At 46.5% G+C, this 16,304-nt stretch carries 17 protein-coding genes; 9 read left to right on the forward strand and 8 right to left on the reverse strand.

The window, feature by feature from the left end; genetic code table 11:
- The first annotated feature begins 30 nt into the window (after positions 1 to 30).
- From QT992_RS16540 to QT992_RS16550, 3 genes are all read left to right on the forward strand, one after another.
- The gene (locus QT992_RS16540) at positions 31 to 393 is read left to right on the forward strand and encodes a response regulator (RefSeq protein ID WP_333340161.1); all 363 of its coding nucleotides are present in this window, start codon (positions 31 to 33) and stop codon (positions 391 to 393) included.
- Between the two features lie 97 nt (positions 394 to 490).
- Positions 491 to 1,681, forward strand: coding sequence for a transposase (locus QT992_RS16545; protein ID WP_333319817.1), 1,191 nt, complete (start codon positions 491 to 493; stop codon positions 1,679 to 1,681).
- 52 nt (positions 1,682 to 1,733) lie between these two features.
- A complete protein-coding gene (locus tag QT992_RS16550) occupies positions 1,734 to 1,838 on the forward strand; it encodes a hypothetical protein (RefSeq protein WP_445251157.1) in 105 nt (34 codons plus the stop codon).
- A gap of 95 nt (positions 1,839 to 1,933) precedes the next feature.
- Here the strand turns inward: QT992_RS16550 and QT992_RS16555 are convergent, their stop codons facing one another.
- Entirely contained in the window at positions 1,934 to 2,659 is a 726-nt protein-coding gene (locus QT992_RS16555) for a pentapeptide repeat-containing protein (RefSeq protein WP_333340158.1), read from the reverse strand.
- Positions 2,660 to 2,850: 191 nt separating this feature from the next.
- Positions 2,851 to 4,050 carry a phosphoglycerate kinase gene (locus QT992_RS16560; protein ID WP_333340155.1) on the reverse strand — a complete coding sequence of 400 codons (1,200 nt, stop codon included), beginning with the start codon at positions 4,048 to 4,050 and terminating at the stop codon, positions 2,851 to 2,853.
- Positions 4,051 to 4,233: 183 nt separating this feature from the next.
- Between QT992_RS16560 and QT992_RS16565 the strand changes: the two genes are divergently transcribed.
- A complete protein-coding gene (locus QT992_RS16565) occupies positions 4,234 to 4,647 on the forward strand; it encodes a universal stress protein (protein ID WP_333128466.1) in 414 nt (137 codons plus the stop codon).
- A 225-nt stretch (positions 4,648 to 4,872) separates the two neighbouring features.
- A complete protein-coding gene (gene ylqF, locus QT992_RS16570) occupies positions 4,873 to 5,739 on the forward strand; it encodes a ribosome biogenesis GTPase YlqF (protein WP_333340153.1) in 867 nt (288 codons plus the stop codon).
- 7 nt (positions 5,740 to 5,746) lie between these two features.
- Here ylqF and QT992_RS16575 read toward each other — a convergent pair whose 3' ends face one another.
- On the reverse strand, positions 5,747 to 6,562 hold the full coding sequence (locus tag QT992_RS16575; protein ID WP_333319809.1) for an MOSC N-terminal beta barrel domain-containing protein: 816 nt from the start codon (positions 6,560 to 6,562) through the stop codon (positions 5,747 to 5,749).
- Positions 6,563 to 6,819: 257 nt separating this feature from the next.
- Between QT992_RS16575 and QT992_RS16580 the strand changes: the two genes are divergently transcribed.
- Entirely contained in the window at positions 6,820 to 7,521 is a 702-nt protein-coding gene (locus QT992_RS16580; protein WP_333340150.1) for a carbonic anhydrase, read from the forward strand.
- Between the two features lie 177 nt (positions 7,522 to 7,698).
- On the opposite strand, the gene QT992_RS16585 is transcribed toward QT992_RS16580, so the two are convergent.
- Positions 7,699 to 8,886, reverse strand: coding sequence for a tetratricopeptide repeat protein (locus QT992_RS16585; RefSeq protein ID WP_333340147.1), 1,188 nt, complete (start codon positions 8,884 to 8,886; stop codon positions 7,699 to 7,701).
- A gap of 300 nt (positions 8,887 to 9,186) precedes the next feature.
- On the opposite strand from QT992_RS16585, the gene QT992_RS16590 reads away from it, so the two are divergent.
- Positions 9,187 to 9,459 carry a GlsB/YeaQ/YmgE family stress response membrane protein gene (locus QT992_RS16590; protein ID WP_333319804.1) on the forward strand — a complete coding sequence of 91 codons (273 nt, stop codon included), beginning with the start codon at positions 9,187 to 9,189 and terminating at the stop codon, positions 9,457 to 9,459.
- A gap of 373 nt (positions 9,460 to 9,832) precedes the next feature.
- On the opposite strand, the gene sppA is transcribed toward QT992_RS16590, so the two are convergent.
- The 3 genes from sppA to QT992_RS16605 all read right to left on the reverse strand — a co-directional run bounded on the left by sppA (position 9,833) and on the right by QT992_RS16605 (position 13,672).
- Positions 9,833 to 11,653 carry a signal peptide peptidase SppA gene (gene sppA, locus QT992_RS16595; RefSeq protein ID WP_333377337.1) on the reverse strand — a complete coding sequence of 607 codons (1,821 nt, stop codon included), beginning with the start codon at positions 11,651 to 11,653 and terminating at the stop codon, positions 9,833 to 9,835.
- A 140-nt stretch (positions 11,654 to 11,793) separates the two neighbouring features.
- Positions 11,794 to 12,843, reverse strand: coding sequence for a type 2 isopentenyl-diphosphate Delta-isomerase (fni, locus tag QT992_RS16600; protein ID WP_333340144.1), 1,050 nt, complete (start codon positions 12,841 to 12,843; stop codon positions 11,794 to 11,796).
- A gap of 145 nt (positions 12,844 to 12,988) precedes the next feature.
- On the reverse strand, positions 12,989 to 13,672 hold the full coding sequence (locus tag QT992_RS16605) for an SDR family NAD(P)-dependent oxidoreductase (RefSeq protein WP_333340141.1): 684 nt from the start codon (positions 13,670 to 13,672) through the stop codon (positions 12,989 to 12,991).
- A gap of 79 nt (positions 13,673 to 13,751) precedes the next feature.
- Between QT992_RS16605 and QT992_RS16610 the strand changes: the two genes are divergently transcribed.
- Positions 13,752 to 14,861, forward strand: a complete 1,110-nt coding sequence (locus QT992_RS16610; RefSeq protein WP_333319796.1) for an S-(hydroxymethyl)glutathione dehydrogenase/class III alcohol dehydrogenase — start codon at positions 13,752 to 13,754, stop codon at positions 14,859 to 14,861.
- Between the two features lie 91 nt (positions 14,862 to 14,952).
- Positions 14,953 to 15,807 (forward strand): S-formylglutathione hydrolase, encoded by an 855-nt coding sequence (gene fghA / locus QT992_RS16615; RefSeq protein ID WP_333340139.1) that lies wholly within the window; start codon positions 14,953 to 14,955, stop codon positions 15,805 to 15,807.
- A 22-nt stretch (positions 15,808 to 15,829) separates the two neighbouring features.
- Here fghA and QT992_RS16620 read toward each other — a convergent pair whose 3' ends face one another.
- The gene (locus QT992_RS16620) at positions 15,830 to 16,114 is read right to left on the reverse strand and encodes a tetratricopeptide repeat protein (RefSeq protein WP_333319792.1); all 285 of its coding nucleotides are present in this window, start codon (positions 16,112 to 16,114) and stop codon (positions 15,830 to 15,832) included.
- Positions 16,115 to 16,304: the final 190 nt, after the last annotated feature.

Raw genomic sequence — 16,304 nt, forward strand, 5'->3', positions numbered from 1 at the left:
CCCTAATCGGACGATTTGAGAAAGTGTGGCGTGTTGAAATTGCGAGCCTTTATCAAGTTGCAGGAGGTAAACTCAATTAAGTTCCTACTTTGGGACTGGCAGTTTCAAGAACTGTCCAACTCGAATTGGTGCAAGCCTGTCATGGAAAGAATATTAGTGGTTGACGACGAAGCAGACTGTCAAACAGTCTTAGCAATGTACTTGGAAAGTCAAGGATATCGGGTGGAATGCGCTAATTCAGGAGTTGAGGCGCTCTCGATTTTTGAAAATGCCCCCCCAGATTTGGTAATTTCAGATGTCATGATGCCGGAAATGGACGGGTTTGAGTTTTGTCGCCGTTTGCGAACTACCCGTTTGGGACAGTTAGTCCCCTTTATCGAAAAACTGGGTTAAAAACCCCGTCCTTCTAGGACGGCTTGAATTGTAACTTTTCATTGCACATATCTCCGTTTTGTGCCGACTGCGGTAGCATAAGACTGGAGGTAGAGCAATGCTAGTTTTTGAGTTTAAATCTTACGGAAAATCAAGCCAGTTCAAGGCAGTAGATGAAGCAATTCGTACCGCTCAGTTTGTCCGCAATAGCTGTTTGCGCTATTGGATGGACAATCCTAAAAAGAACAAATACGACTTGAATAAATACTGTGCTGTACTGGCAGCTACGTTTCCGTTTGCTGATGAACTCAACTCCCAGGCAAGGCAGTCGAGTGCTGAACGCGCTTGGGCAGCTATCTCTCGATTCTACGAAAACTGCAAGAAAAAGATTCCTGGTAAAAAAGGGTATCCGCAATTCCAGCGAGACTGCCGTTCGGTTGAGTACAAGTCAACTGGATGGAAGCTTGCAGATGACAGAAAATCGATAACTTTCACTGACAAAAAAGGAATTGGCAAACTTAAACTCAAAGGTACACGCGACCTGCATTTTTACCAAATTAGCCAAATTAAACGGGTTCGATTGGTTAAACGTGCTGATGGTGTGTACGTCCAGTTCTGTATTGATGTCAGCCGAAAGGAAAACACAGAGCCAACTGGTAGCACAATTGGATTAGATGTTGGACTGAAAGAATACTATACTGATTCAAATGGAGTCACGGTTGAAAACCCTAGATTCCTGAGAAAAGGCGAACGCATTCTCAAACGCAGTCATCGTCGAGTATCTAGGAAAGTTAAAGGTTCAAAAAACAGAGGCAAAGCTCGACAGATTCTCGGCAAGCGCCATCTCAAAATAAGCAGGCAACGTAAAGACCATGCCGTGAAGTTGGCAAGGTCCGTAATTCAGTCAAACGACTTGATAGCCTACGAAGATTTGAGAATTAAGAATATGGTGCAGAATCACTGTCTTGCTAAGTCTATTAACGACGCATCTTGGTATAAATTCCGTGTCTGGCTCGAATATTTTGGAAAAGTATTCGAGCGTGTAACAGTTGCGGTAAATCCGCAATATACCAGTCAAGAATGCTCTAGTTGCGGTGAAATTGTCAAAAAGACTCTATCTACAAGGACTCATGTTTGTAAGTGTGGATGTTTGCTAGATAGAGATTTCAACGCCGCGAGAAATATCCTAAGTCGGGGATTGGCTACGGTAGGGCATACCGGAACCTTTGCACTAGATGCAAACAACGCTTCGGGAGAATTGACCTCTACTTTGGTTGGAGAAATCCAATTAGAGCAAGTCAGCTCGTAGATCGAAGAATCCTCATGCCTTCAGGCCCAGGAGTGTCAATAGCCCCCGGACTGTGCAAGCTCATTTAGGCAGCATTTTCAGCAAATTACAGTTAGAAAATCGGGCCCAGCTTGTGAGATTTGCCCTAGAAAGAGGATACAAACCACCTCAAACTTAGCTCCGAGTTCAACCTAGGGTGCGCCAGCCAGGGGATTTTAGATTTTAGATTTTAGATTTTAGATTTACTCCACAGATGAATCTGGGAACTAGAGTCTAAAATTTTTCTTCCACATTCAAAACACAATAAGGAAAATTAGTGCTCACGCAAACCCCCGGCCCCAAATTCGTACCTCGCAAGTTGGCACGTTCCAAATCAGCCTGCCGCACGTTATTCGCCGCATCAATATTTGTCCCCGCCAATTGAGCCCCAGGAAGCCTAGTATTTGACAAAATAGCATTCTGCAAATTAGTATCGCGCACATCCGCGAAAGACATATCCGCTCCGCTTAAATTCGCACGATTCAAATTAACTCTAAACAGCAGCGAACGTCTCAAATCGGCATTCGACAAATTAGCTTGCAGTAGAAAAGCTTCGCCCAGATTCGCCTTAAAAAGTTTAGCACCGCGCAAATCCGCACTCGTCAGATTCGCTCGCCCCAAAAAAGCATTAGACAAATCCGCATTTCGCAGATTAGCACCATTCAATTCAGCCCCGTACATCTCGGCATTAACCAAATTAGCATTTGCCAAATTAGCATCACTTAAATCCGCTTCTAGCAAATTAGCTTCATAGAGATTTGCTCCGCTTAAATCCGCTCCTCTTAAATTAGCTCTGTACAAGCTAGCCTTGAACAAATCAGCATTTCTCAAGTCACAGCCTTCGCACTCTTTAGTTTCCAGCAATTGCCTAACATGATCTGGATTTTGAGCCTTAACGGGAGCTGCCAGCCCAAACAAAGCTAAACTTGCCGTTACAGTTGCCAAGAGTTTAAGTTTCACAAACAAACCTCACTGCTACTTCCAACAAATTATACTAGCAAACTGTAGACTTTAAACCCATATCCTTCTCTCTTTCCTCTTGCTCTGCGTTCTCTGCGCCCTCTGCGGTAAATTTTCAAAAAAATGATTTGCAGCCAAGGATATAGACCTGCTTCCAGCAAGGCGGGCCAAGCCCGCCCTACTTAACTTAATTAAGCTTCATCTAAAGCAGCAACACCCGGCAATTCCTTACCTTCTAGCAACTCCAAACTAGCACCGCCACCAGTGGAAATGTGGCTCATTTGTTCACCTAAATTCAACTGTTCCACAGCCGCCACCGAGTCACCACCACCGATAATTGTGGTAGTACCAGTTTGAGTAAGTCCAGCCAAAGACCGAGCAATACCTTCAGTTCCTACAGCAAACTTCTCCATCTCAAACACGCCCATCGGCCCGTTCCAGATTACCGTTTTGCAATCGGCCAAAGCATCTTGGAAAGTTTTTACTGAATCCGGGCCGATATCCAAACCCATCCAACCTTCCGGGATGCTTTCTACAGGAACAGTTTGAGTGTTAGCCTGGGCATCAAACTTGTCAGCAACTACCACATCAGTAGGTAACAGAAAAGTAACTCCCCGTTCCTTCGCCTTCTCTTCCAAAGACTTAGCCAATTCCAGCTTGTCCTCTTCCACCAAAGACTTGCCAACGTTCAAGCCGCGAGCTTTGTAGAACGTGAAAACCATGCCACCGCCCAACAGCAGTTTGTCGCACTTTTCCAACAGTTTTTCAATGACTCCAATCTTGCTGGAAACCTTAGAACCGCCGATTATAGCAGCTAAAGGACGCTGAGGATTGTCGATCGCACTGCCGAGATATTGCAGTTCCTTCTCCATCAAAAACCCAGCCACAGAAGGGCTCAGATACTTAGTAACGCCCTCAGTAGAAGCGTGAGCCCGGTGAGCCGTACCAAAAGCATCATTGACATACAAATCGGCCACAGAAGCTAACTTCTTAGCAAATTCCGGGTCGTTTGCCTCCTCCTCTGGGTAGAAGCGGACATTTTCCAGCAACAGCACATCGCCATCTTGCATCGCGGCGACTGTAGCAGCGACTTCATCACCGATGCAGTCGTCAGTCTTTTTGACTTCTTTGCCCAACAATTCCGACAGGCGCACAGCAACCGGCGTCAAGCGCAACTTCTCCGTCACACCCTTGGGACGGCCGAAGTGGCTGCACAAAATCACCTTAGCGCCCTTGGACGCTAAATCTTGAATTGTCGGCAGAGCCGCCCGGATGCGAGTATCATCGGTGATATTGCCGTTGTCGAGCGGCACGTTAAAGTCCGCCCGCACCAATACCCGTTTGCCCGATAAGTCCGATGCCGATAAATTTGCTACAGTTTTTTTTGTCACAGGATTAACCTCCTAATATGTGTGTTTTTGTCGAATTCCGTTGAAATGGCGGCACTGGTAACTTGCACCCCGGCCTCGGACGCATTCAACCGCGCCCGTACAAAAAACGGAAGATGGAACAAACGGCACTGATTGGCTTAACCTAAACATTTTATCGGAGTCCGTGTCCCGGAGATGTGCAGTATGTTCAAGACAGTCTTATTTCCTGTAGATCAAAGCCGAGAAGCCCGCGAAGCTGCCGAAAAGGTGGTCAATATCGTAAAAACCTACGGTTCTCGCTTAGTTATTCTGTCGGTAGTCGAGCCCCCAGCCGAGGAGGCCGACGCCCCCGCGCGAGAGGTGATGACTTCCCCCGAAGCAGTCGCCAAACTTCTTTCTGAGGCCCAATCGATGTTTTCCCAGCAGGGAATTGAAGCTGAAATCATCGAACGGGAAGGCAAACCTGCTTTCACGATTTGCGATGTGGCTGACGAAATTGGGGCCGATTTGATTGTGATGGGCTGTCGGGGGATGGGTTTAACCGATGATGGGGCGTCTGACAGCGTTACCAATCGGGTGATCAATCTGTCTCCTTGTGCAGTTTTGATTGTGCCTTAGTTATTAGTCATTAGTTATTAGTCATTAGTCATTAGTCACGTGTTATATCGTGTCCGACTAAATAAACGTAGATTCTGTAGGGGCGGGTTCACCCGTATCTATTATGTAAATCCAGGGTATGCGTAAACCCGCCCTGACACAGCAACTAATGACTAATGACTAATGACTGCTGACTAATGACTGCTGACTAATGACTGCTGACTAATGACTAATAACTAATAACTAATGAAAATTCACTGGTATCCCGGTCACATTGCCAAAGCTGAACGGGCATTAAAAGAACAGCTAAAGCGGGTAGATGTGGTGCTCGAAGTCCGAGATGCCCGCATTCCATTGGCTACTTATCACCCCCAAATGCCGAGTTGGGTGGGCGGCAAGCCGCGAGTATTGGTCGTCAACCGCATGGATATGATTACGCCTCGATCGCGCGAGGCGTGGGAAACATGGTTTGAGGCCCAGGGGGAAACTGCGTATTTTACTAATGCCGAGCACGGTCACGGAGTAGACGCTGTGGCGGATGCGGTGCAGAATGCTGGGGTGCAGCTAAATAAAAGAAGGTTCGATCGAGGTATGCTGCCCCGTCCAGTCCGGGCAGTGGTAATGGGATTTCCCAATGTGGGAAAATCTGCTTTAATTAATCGGCTGTTAGGGCGGAGAGTGGTGGACAGTGCCCGCAGAGCTGGAGTAACTAAATCGCTGCGATGGATTCGCATTTCTGACGAAATTGAATTATTAGACGCCCCCGGAGTGATCCCAACCCGAATTAACAATCAAGAAAATGCCATAAAATTAGCTATTTGCGAAGATATTGGCGAAGCAGCTTACGACAATCAGGTAGTAGCAGCAGCTATGGTAGATTTGCTCCAAGGGCTGGAGGCCGCTGATGACACGTTGATATCACTATCTGGTTTTAAATCCAGGTATAAATTAGATGCAGCCTCTAGTAATGGTGAAGATTATCTGCACGAGGTAGCAAAAGACAGGTATAAAGGAGATGTCGAACGAACGGCGAGACAGATGTTAAACGATTTTAGAACTGGTGTTTTGGGTCAACTTACTTTGGAGTTGCCGCCGGCTCGATCGGATTCGTAACCTACAACTAATCAGAAATGGTATTCAATAGAGAGTTGTTGACGCGGAGAATGTCAACTTCGTCTCCTATGTGTAATATTTTTTCTGGTGCTTGAGGTGCGAGTCGCGTGTTAACTATCAGCCGACTAAAGTGATTTAAATGCCCTTTTTTTACCAAGTCAGGCATAATTTCCTTCTGCTTGGCTGTTAGTATATTTTTAAAATTGGGATCGCCTGCTTTCGCCCCATAATTTCGCGTAGATAGGATAGATGGCGGAGCGGGATTAATAGCTTCAAATATTACAGTCCCTATTTTAAACCTCACAATTTCATCGGCTTGTGGGAAAAGTTGGTCTTCCCAAAAAGCTGGGACATCTCCTATTTCAATATTAGCTCGCAAGCGATGGCGCATCTCGTTAACGCAAACTCTCGGAAACCAAGATGCAACTTCGGCAATTGTTTCGGTACTGATAATGCTTGGCCCTGGTGCAGCGGTATGGTGGGGAAAACCTGTCAGCAAGTTTTCAATTAATTTGACAGGGAAACCGAAGTAGTTGCTCAACCAACATTCTATTGCCAAGCGTTCTCTATCTACATGAAAAAATATTTCTTGTTCGGTGCCTTGAATTTTCAGACCGGCAATTCTTTTTTTGATGTCAAAGGATAAGCGTAGAAAACGGACTCCGCTGTTGTGCTTAGTGTTAACCAATTCTCCTGCTGCATCGCAGATTGCAAAAGAGCGATCGCCTTCTAGAGCTCCGCTGGCTAGAAGAGTTGCTTGACTGACTGCTATGCCGTCAAGGGACTTGACCGGATAGATATGAATGCTGGCGACGTAGGACATTTCGAGCCATTGATAAATAATTGTCGTTTTAGATACATTCTAGCATCCCCTGCCGGTAGAAGGATGACGGAAGTGAACTTTACTAAATAAAATTTGAATGAAATAAAAATAAGCCACTTTTTTGAAGTTTACATTGTGCCGGAGCACCTTGTACAGAAAAATAAAAGAAGTCTGACTGAGCTTGTGGTATATCTTAGGGTATAAATAGAAAAAATTGAACCGAGTTACAAACAATGAATGAAAGCGGAAGTAGAAGCATGATTTCGCGACGCAATTTAATGTTGAGGGCTGGTGCAGGGATGCTGGCGGCAAGCTTGGCACCTGCGTTTTTACAAGCCGAAGCAGCAAAGGCAGAGGCAATCTCTGGCATTACTCCTACTGACATTACTCCTAACAGTGCTCTCAAGAAATTGATGGCGGGGAATCAACGCTACATTCAGCAAAAACGGACATTTCCCGACCAAGCTCGATCGCGAGTTGTAGAAGTAGCAAAGAGTCAACATCCGTTTGCAACCATCCTGGCTTGTTCTGATTCGAGGGTTACTCCCGAAATTATTTTCGACCAAGGATTGGGGGATTTATTTGATATCCGAGTAGCTGGCAATTTTCTCGACGATGTGGTTCTCGGTAATATAGAATATGCCGCCTTAGAATTAGGCGTGCCACTATTAGTAATTCTGGGTCACGAACGCTGCGGTGCTGTCAAAGCAGCTTTAGATGGTAAAGCTGTTCCGGGTCACATTAGCACTTTGGTGGCGGCGATTAAACCTGCAGTTGATTCGACCAAAGGTCAAAAAGGCGATGCCTGGGATAACGCAGTCAGAGCTAACGTGAAAATGAATGTAAATAAGTTACAATCCTCCTCGCCTATTTTAGCTAAAGCAGTCAAAGCGGGCAAGCTTAAAGTTGTTGGGGGCCGCTACGATTTGGATAGCGGCAAAGTAGAGATAATTGCTTGATTTTGCTGGTAATTTTTACAGTTTGTAGGGGTAATGCCCCCGTGCTTACCCCGTCCGGTTCGAGGGGCAACCACGGGGAGTAGGGGTCGGATTGCCCCTACAAATTATTTGGTAACAAGAGGGGCAACCACGGGGAGTAGGGGTCGGATTGCCCCTACAAATTATTGGGTAACAAGTTTAGATCAAACCCATTTCTTGCAGACCCCGGCGCAGGCGTTCTGCTTCAAAGGGGCGGCGCTGTTCGTGAAGGGCGATCGCTCTTTTGAATTCTGCTAAACTTTCTGGCATTTTGCCAATTTTGAGCAAGGCTACTCCCAAGTTTTGATGAGCTTCCGCGTGTTCTGGATCGATTTTAATGGCTTGTCGGTAATAGGCGATCGCATCTGCTAAATTTCCGGCGGCCTTCAGCGTCAGCCCTAAATTGTAGTGACCTACTGCAAAATTGGGGTCTATTTTCAAAGCTGCTTTGTAAGCTTTTTCAGCAGATTTCAAATCTCCTTCATCTTTGAGCAAATTGCCCAAATTATTGTAAGCGCCCAACTTGAGCGGCGGGAACACATCTGTATTAATTGCCGCTTGATAGTGTTCTTTTGCTTTGGCAAACTGCTGCTGCTGGCGATAAGCAATTCCCAAATGATAGTTGAGTTCGTAAAGAATAGAATCATTAATGGCCTCCGCAGTCAAGCCTTTGGTTAATAAATTAATTCCCCGCCCGATTTGCCCGGTTTCTACATACAAAGCGCCTAATTTGCTACAAGCATAAGCATCGTTGGGATAATAAGCTATATAGCGTTCCATTGCTGCTTGAGCTTTTTGGAATTTACCTTTGGCTGCGATCGCATCTTTTTGATAACCAGAGTGCAAAATCGCCACATCGGGGAGAGAAGCTATTGTCCATTTTGGTTCCCTGTGCAAAATCTCAGCCACGCTGTCGTCTACCATTGCGTGGTAAGGGCGAGAAAAGCGGATATCGAGGCGATTGCGAAACAAGCGCGACACTAGGGAATAGGGAGATTGAGAGGCACCGATTTCTTGACGGATGAGGTTGATTAGGAGCAGCCGATCGCTCGCAATGGCCTGCTTGATTTGAGGTAGAATCTCCGGTACCAAAACCTCATCGGCATCTAATACCAAAATCCAGTCGCCCTGGGCGTGCTTCAGACACTCATTGCGCGCCGCTGCGAAGTCGTCGCACCATTCAAAGTCATAAACCCTCGCCCCGGATTCTCTGGCAATTTCACGGGTGCGATCGCCCGATCCCGTATCCACCACCACCATTTCGTCAACAACACCCTTAACGCTGTCCAAAGTCCGCGACAGTGTTGCCTCTTCATTCTTCACAATCATGCACAGAGTCAGATTCATCGGGCGCAAACTTTCCTCATTTCACAGAAATATTGTAATTTTTTTAACCACCAAAACACAAAAAGTTCCAGAAAAGATTCTCCTATTTCCCTTTTGGTTTGAGCATAAGTACCTTTCTTCCCTAGAAAAATCGGGTTAACTCTTTTGAGATATTAAACAGCCTCAAAATCGGACGATTCATGAGAAATCCTACCACTTTCGGTTCCTCCCTGCGGTAGAGGTAAGGGCCCGATAGCGGTTGTTATTCTAAGAACATAAGACAAGGGACGAGAAAAGTTTAAGTATTCAGGAGAAAGAGACATGGGCAATATTATTGCTTGGATCGTTTTAGGACTGATTGCCGGTGCGATCGCCAAAGCCATTTATCCGGGAACTCAAGGTGGCGGTTTTCTGGCAACAACAGGTTTAGGAATTTTGGGCGCCCTAGTGGGAGGTTATCTAGGTAACATGTTTTTGGGGGGGAGCGGCGGAGCTTCTGTCGGAGCATTGAGTATTCCCAGCATAGCTTTTGCAGTCATAGGTGCGCTCGTTCTACTTTTCGTCTGGGGATTGTTAACTCAGCGTGCAGCATAATAAATATTGCCAATTCCCAGTCGATCGACTTTTAGGGTATTCATAAACCCGGTTTCTTCCAGAAACCGGGTTTTTCAGTTGTTAGTAGGGTGCCTCAGCCTGCTGAGCCCAAATCCGCGTTAAAAACCCCTATCAGACTCAGCGTTTAAAACGGTTCAAGAGCAAAACTTTTGTCCGAACTCACATCTTGCACCATTCTCAAGAACAGGCTTTCCGGCCTGTTCCACAAAGACCGATTTTTCTTGTGGGGAGTAGGGGTTGGGCATCCTGCCCGCCCGCAAAAGGCTTCCACACGAATGGTGCAACATCTCAGTGCGAACAGAGGGGAACTGAAGAATAAAGGGGTAAAAATCCCGGATTGGGTATTAATTAATTAATCAATCCGCAAATTGAAAGGCAAGCGAACATAAACCCCCTGCGGGTCGTTCATCGACTTGATCGCAGCCAATTCATCTTGCATTTTCTTAAATTCGGCCGTTAGCGGGTCGAGTTTGGCGGCTGGTTTCAAAACGTGAACGCCGGAAATTTTTTCCAAAATTCGCTCCTCCAAACTGCGGCGTTTGGGATATTCTTCCACCTTCCAATCGTCGCCGAGTTTAGCTTGCTTTGCCGCCTCTCTGACAGCATCTTCAAGCCCGCCAATTTCATCGACTAAACCCAACTGTTTCGCGGCCGTACCAGACCACACTCTGCCTTGAGCAATTTCTTGTACCTTGTTTTTCGGCAGTTTGCGGGAGTTGGCGACTTTAGTAATAAATCGATCGTAAATGCGATCGACTACCCTCTGAATATTCGCCAATTCTTGAGGATTTTTCGGACGGGAAACCGTGCTAGTATCCGCAAACCGGGCGGTTTTTACCACGTCCCAAGTTATGCCGTTGTTAGCAGCCAACTTTTCGGCGTTAAACAGCATTCCAAAAACGCCGATCGAACCAGTAATCGTATTGGGTTCGGCAAAAATGCGGTTGGAACCCATCGAAATCCAATAGCCACCGGATGCGGCTAAATTGCCCATTGAAACAATAACTGGTTTCTTTTTCCCCGTCAGCATCACTTCGCGCCCAATTACTTCGGCCGCCGTCGCGCTGCCTCCGGGACTGTTGACGCGCAAAACTACTGCTTTTACGTCGTCATCTTCTCGGATTTTCCGCATTGCTTGAGCGATGCGATCGCCTCCTACTTGAGTCGGGCCCCCTTCGCCGTCTACAATCTCTCCTTCAGCGTAAAGTATAGCAACTTGGTTTTTCTTGTCAGCGTGAGTTGAGTTTTTATCCTCAGCAATTTTCGCGTAGTTTTTCAAACTAATTTGCTTGAAAGATTTGTTTTGGCCATCTGTTCCTGTGAGTTTTTTGAGTTCGGTTGATATTTCGTCAAAGTATACAACTTTATCAACTAACTTGTTTTTGAGAGCTTCGTCAGCCATCAAAGTTCCGCCATTATCTGCAAGCGCTTGCAGTTGCGGAACAGTCACTTTTCGACTCGGGGCGACAGTTTGCAGGTATTCTCCCCACATATCTCCGAGCAACTTTTGAGTTTGCTGGCGATTTTCGGGACTCATTTTTGTGAGCAAAAACGGCTCAACGGCTGACTTGTATTTCCCGACGCGAGTCACTTGCACTCCCAGGCCGTATTTCTCCAAAGCACCGGTGAAAAACATTGCCTGACTACTAAAACCGTTGAGTTCCAAAGCGCCGTAAGGATTGACTGCAATTGTATTAGCAACGGAACCGAGGTAATAATCTCGTTCATTCCAGTCCATTTGGTAAGCAAAAATGGGTTTTTTGGCATCTCGGAAACGCTGCAATGCCCCTCGAACTTCTTTGAGATTGGCAAACCCGCTGCTGCTCGAATTTGAGCTGCCTTCAAGATAAAGGCCAACGATTTTCGGGTCTTTTTTCGCATATTCGATCGTGTCTAAAACAGTCCGCAGCGTTACTGTATCGCCGGAATCTTCCGAAAGCACTTCTTCAATCGCCGCGCCAGTGCTACGGCTCGGTTTGCTGTCGGTGATATTTAAAGAAAGGTCTAATACCAATACAGACTTATCTTTAACTTGCGGGCCCGAATCTTTGGACGACGATGCCGCCATAGCAATTAGCAGTACCAGTCCCCCCAATCCGATACTGCCCAGCAGCAACAGTCCTAGGAAGGTTCCCAGTAAACTTGCACAGGTATATTTTAGGAAATCTTTCATTAGAAAAATGGTAATTGTTAACTGTTGACTGTTGACTGTTAACTGTTAACTGTTAACTGTTGACTGTTGACTAATGCCAACTAACAACTGCCAACTGCCAACTAACAACTGCCAACTGCCAACTGCCAACTGACATCCTTCTATCTTAACCTTTCCAAAACCCCAGAATGTTTTAACTCATCCAAGTTACCGCAGCCCGTACAGAACATTACGGTGGCGATTTCTGCAATTAACACCTCAGCTAGAAGGGCTGCGGCTGATTCCGATTCCGCTGCGGCTTGTAGAAACGGCCGCGCCAGTCCCGCAATATCCGCGCCAAGGGCGATCGCCTTCGCTGCATCCAACCCGTTTTGCAAGCCTCCAGAGGCAATCAGAGGAACATCCGGCGCTGCGGCGCGGGTGCTGACAATGCACTCGGCTGTCGGTATTCCCCAGTCGGCAAAGGTTGCGCCCAACCTGCGCTGCTTGCTATCTTTAGCTCGCTCTCCTTCTATTTTGGCCCAAGAAGTGCCTCCGGCCCCGGCAATGTCGATCGCACCTACCCCGGCGGCGAGCAATTTCTTTGCCATTTTTCCTGAAATACCGTTGCCGACTTCTTTAGCAATAACTGGTACTGGTAATTTATCGCACAATTTGGCAATTTTATCTAGCAGTCCTTTAAAGTTAGTATCGCCTTCGGTTTGGACGCACTCTTGCAGCGGATTGAGGTGCAAAATTAGTGCGTCTGCTTCGAGAATATCAACAATTTTTTGGCACTCTTCCAAACCGTAATTGTAGTTTAATTGAACGGCTCCGATATTGGCAAATAGCAGAATATCGGGAGCGCGGCGGCGGACGGCAAATGTAGCCGCCAGTTGAGGATTTTCTACAACAATTCGCTGGGAACCGACTCCCATTGCTAGTTTGTATTCTTGAGCGACATCGGCGAGGCGATAATTGATTGTCTGGGCTAATTCTGTGCCACCGGTCATCGAGGAAATTAGCAGGGGAACGGCTAATTTTTTGCCGAGGAATGTGGAGGTTAAATCGATTTGGGTGCGATCGAGTTCTGGCAAACAGCAGTGTTCAAAACGGTAGCGTTCGAGGCCGCTGGTAGTTTCGCGAAATTGTACGTCTTCTTCGAGGCAAATCCGCAGGTGGTCTGCTTTGCGGGTTTCGGTTTGCGAGGGGGATGTTAGCGGCAAGTTCACTGTGGCTATTTGGGGAAAGAGTTGTGATTTGGGAATATAGCAATTTTATTTCATTTTTGAGATTTTTTTATGAACCGCAGAGAGCGCAGAGGGCGCAGAGGAGAAGAAAGGAGAGAGGTTCGCAAATGTTGTAAGGGTTGCTGTATTATCCCGGAACAGTCAGCGGCATTCCGTTATCGGAAGCTTTTAATTTTAGTAAGAAAGGAACTGCTTTTTGCACCCATGCTTTGACTGACGGGTAATTTGCCGCATCTTCTCCGAAACAAATGTCCAGCATATCTGTGTGAATTATCCCCGGATTTACAGGAACTGCTGCCATACCTGCGGGCAATTCTTGAGCGAGCGATCGCGTAAGTCCTTCTATTGCCCACTTGGAAGCGCAATAGGGCGCGACTTCCGGCGAAGTTGACCTTCCCCAACCCGAACTAAAGTTGACAATTATGCCGCTTTTTCGAGCAATCATTGCCGGGACAAAGTGGCGAATTACATTAGCAGTACCTTTAATGTTAACATCAATTACCTGCGAAAATTCTTCGTTGCTGACCTTCCAAAGAGGCGCGAGATGATTAGCTACACCTGCATTATTAATTAACAAATCTGGGGGAGCATTTTTTGCCAGCATTTCTGTTGCCCAAGCTTTTACGCGATCGTCGTTGGTGACATCCAAACAAGTAAAATGGTGGGGCGCACTATATTTTTGGTTGAGTTTTTCCACCGCTTCGGAAGAACGGGCGCATCCCAAAACTGTATGTCCCAATTCCATAAACTTTTCGGTCATGGCAAGACCGAGACCGCGACTGACTCCGGTAATTACAATTAATTTTGTCATAGATTTGCTCCAAGTTTGACATTAAGTAATACAATACATATTGACTGGTGAATTGACAAATAGATCGCAGGGAGAAAGCATGAAAGTAAAAGCAGCAGTTGCTCGCAGTGCCGGCCAACCTTTGAGCATTGAAACGGTGGATCTGGAGGGGCCGCAGGCTGGAGAGGTGCTGGTGGAAATTAAAGCCACGGGTGTTTGTCACACTGATGCTTACACTCTTTCCGGTGCCGATCCTGAAGGCTTGTTTCCTGCTATCTTAGGCCACGAGGGAGCCGGGATAGTCGCAGAAGTTGGGCCGGGAGTCACGAGTGTCAAAGTGGGCGATCGGGTAATTCCTCTATACATTCCCGAATGTCGCAACTGCGAATATTGTTTGAGCCGAAAAACTAACCTCTGTCAAGCAATTCGCGTAACTCAAGGCCAGGGAGTGATGCCCGACGGCACGAGCAGGTTTTCCATAGACGGACAGAAACTATACCATTACATGGGAACTTCTACCTTTGCTAATTATACAGTATTGCCAGAAATTGCGGTAGCAAAAATTCGCGAAGATGCTCCTTTTGATAAAGTTTGTTTGATCGGCTGCGGCGTAACAACTGGCATCGGCGCTGTCATTAATACTGCGAAAGTAGAGCCTGGTTCTAATGTGGTAGTTTTCGGTTTGGGCGGCGTGGGTTTGAATGTAATTCAAGCGGCTCGCATGGTGGGAGCTAACATGATTGTCGGCGTAGACTTGAATCCCAACAAGCGAGAGATGGCGGAAAAATTCGGCATGACTCACTTTGTCAATCCTCGCGAAGTGGAAGGCGATTTAGTGCCTTATTTGGTAGATTTAACCAAAGGCGGAGCTGATTACAGTTTTGAATGTATCGGCAACATTAATGTGATGCGCCAAGCTTTAGAATGCTGCCACAAAGGTTGGGGCGTGAGCGTAATTGTCGGGGTAGCGGGAGCCGGTCAAGAAATTAGCACCCGCCCGTTTCAGCTAGTAACTGGCAGGGTTTGGAAAGGCACGGCTTTTGGCGGCGCAAAAGGCAGAACTGATGTTCCTAAGATTGTTGATTGGTACATGGACGGTAAAATTGATATTGACAGTCTGGTAACTCAGGTAATGCCGATCGACAAAATCAATGAAGCCTTTGATTTGATGCACAAAGGTGAATCAATTCGCACAGTTTTAACATTTTGAACAAAAATCTTTCTCTCTTCTCTCTTCCTCTGCGCCCTCTGCGCCCTCTGCGGTTAAAAAAAATCGACTTCAAAAATGAAATAGAATTAACATGATATCAGAATCCCTAAAACTGCACAAAGAACAGAAAAGTTTCGGTGGCAAACTCGGCTTTTACAGCCATCAATCCTCCGCTTGCAACAGCGAGATGAAATTCGCAGTTTATCAGCCGCCGCAAGCTTTATCTCAACCCGTACCAGTTTTGTATTTTCTATCAGGTTTAACCTGCACAGAAGAGAACTTTATGGCAAAAGCGGGGGCGCAACAATTTGCGGCAAAATACGGGTTAATGCTGGTTGCGCCCGACACTAGCCCGCGCAATACTGGCATCCCCGGCGAAGATGACGATTGGGATTTAGGAAGTGGTGCGGGTTTTTATGTTGATGCGACAGCCGCACCTTGGAATGCTCACTATCGGATGTACAGTTATGTGGTTGATGAATTGCCGAATTTAATCGCCGAAAATTTTCCAACTATACCGGAAAAACAGGGAATTTTTGGTCATTCGATGGGCGGACACGGGGCTTTAATTTGCGCGTTGAAAAATGGATCTCGCTATCTTTCAGTTTCCGCTTTTGCGCCTATTTCCGCGCCAATGCGCTGCCCTTGGGGACAAAAAGCTTTTGCAAACTACCTCGGTGGCGACAAAGATATCTGGAGGGCTTGGGATGCTAGCGAATTGGTAGTTGCAGCGCAATACAACCGTCCAATTCTGATTGACTGTGGCACGGCGGATTCGTTTCTTGCTGATGGGCAGTTGTTGCCGGAAGTGTTCGCGGAGGCTTGTGCAAAAGCGGGACAGCCACTAACTTTAAGGATGCAGGAAGGTTACGATCATAGCTATTATTTTATAGCTAGTTTTATGGAGGATCATATTCAATTTCACGCGGCTGCTTTGTGTGAGTGAACTTTAGTTTGTAGTAAGGATTTTAGTCCTTAAACCTAATTTCATTGTGCAGCGCACTCCAGGGGACTAAAAGCATATCAGCTATTTGCGATTGTCCTCTAGCCCTGTAGATATCCATAGCTTTCTCCAAATCTTCAATTCCCCCCTGTAAATCTCCTGTTCCACTTCGAGCAGTAGCACGAATCATGTAAGCTTCTACAAAGTCAGGATTGAGATTTATTGCTTGAGTAAAAGCTGCAACTGCTTCCTCGTACAGCCCCCTGCGACCGAGGTCGAATCCTTGTTCGTAAAATTCTCGAGCTTCCATAGCATTTCTTAATTATCGATGTAGTTAATTCTGGAGCGTCGATATAGAAGTTTTTAAGCCGATGAAAGAGAGCAGACGGGTGTAAGGACACCGCAGTCCAGTTGAGGGTTTGTAGGGGAGCATCTCAGTTTTGCATTTACAGTGCGAGCGTCCCCGCTCGCGTATTGTACAATACGCGAGCGGGGACGCT

It is taken from the genome of Microcoleus sp. T3_D1 (assembly GCF_036700405.1).
Lineage (GTDB): Bacteria > Cyanobacteriota > Cyanobacteriia > Cyanobacteriales > Microcoleaceae > Microcoleus.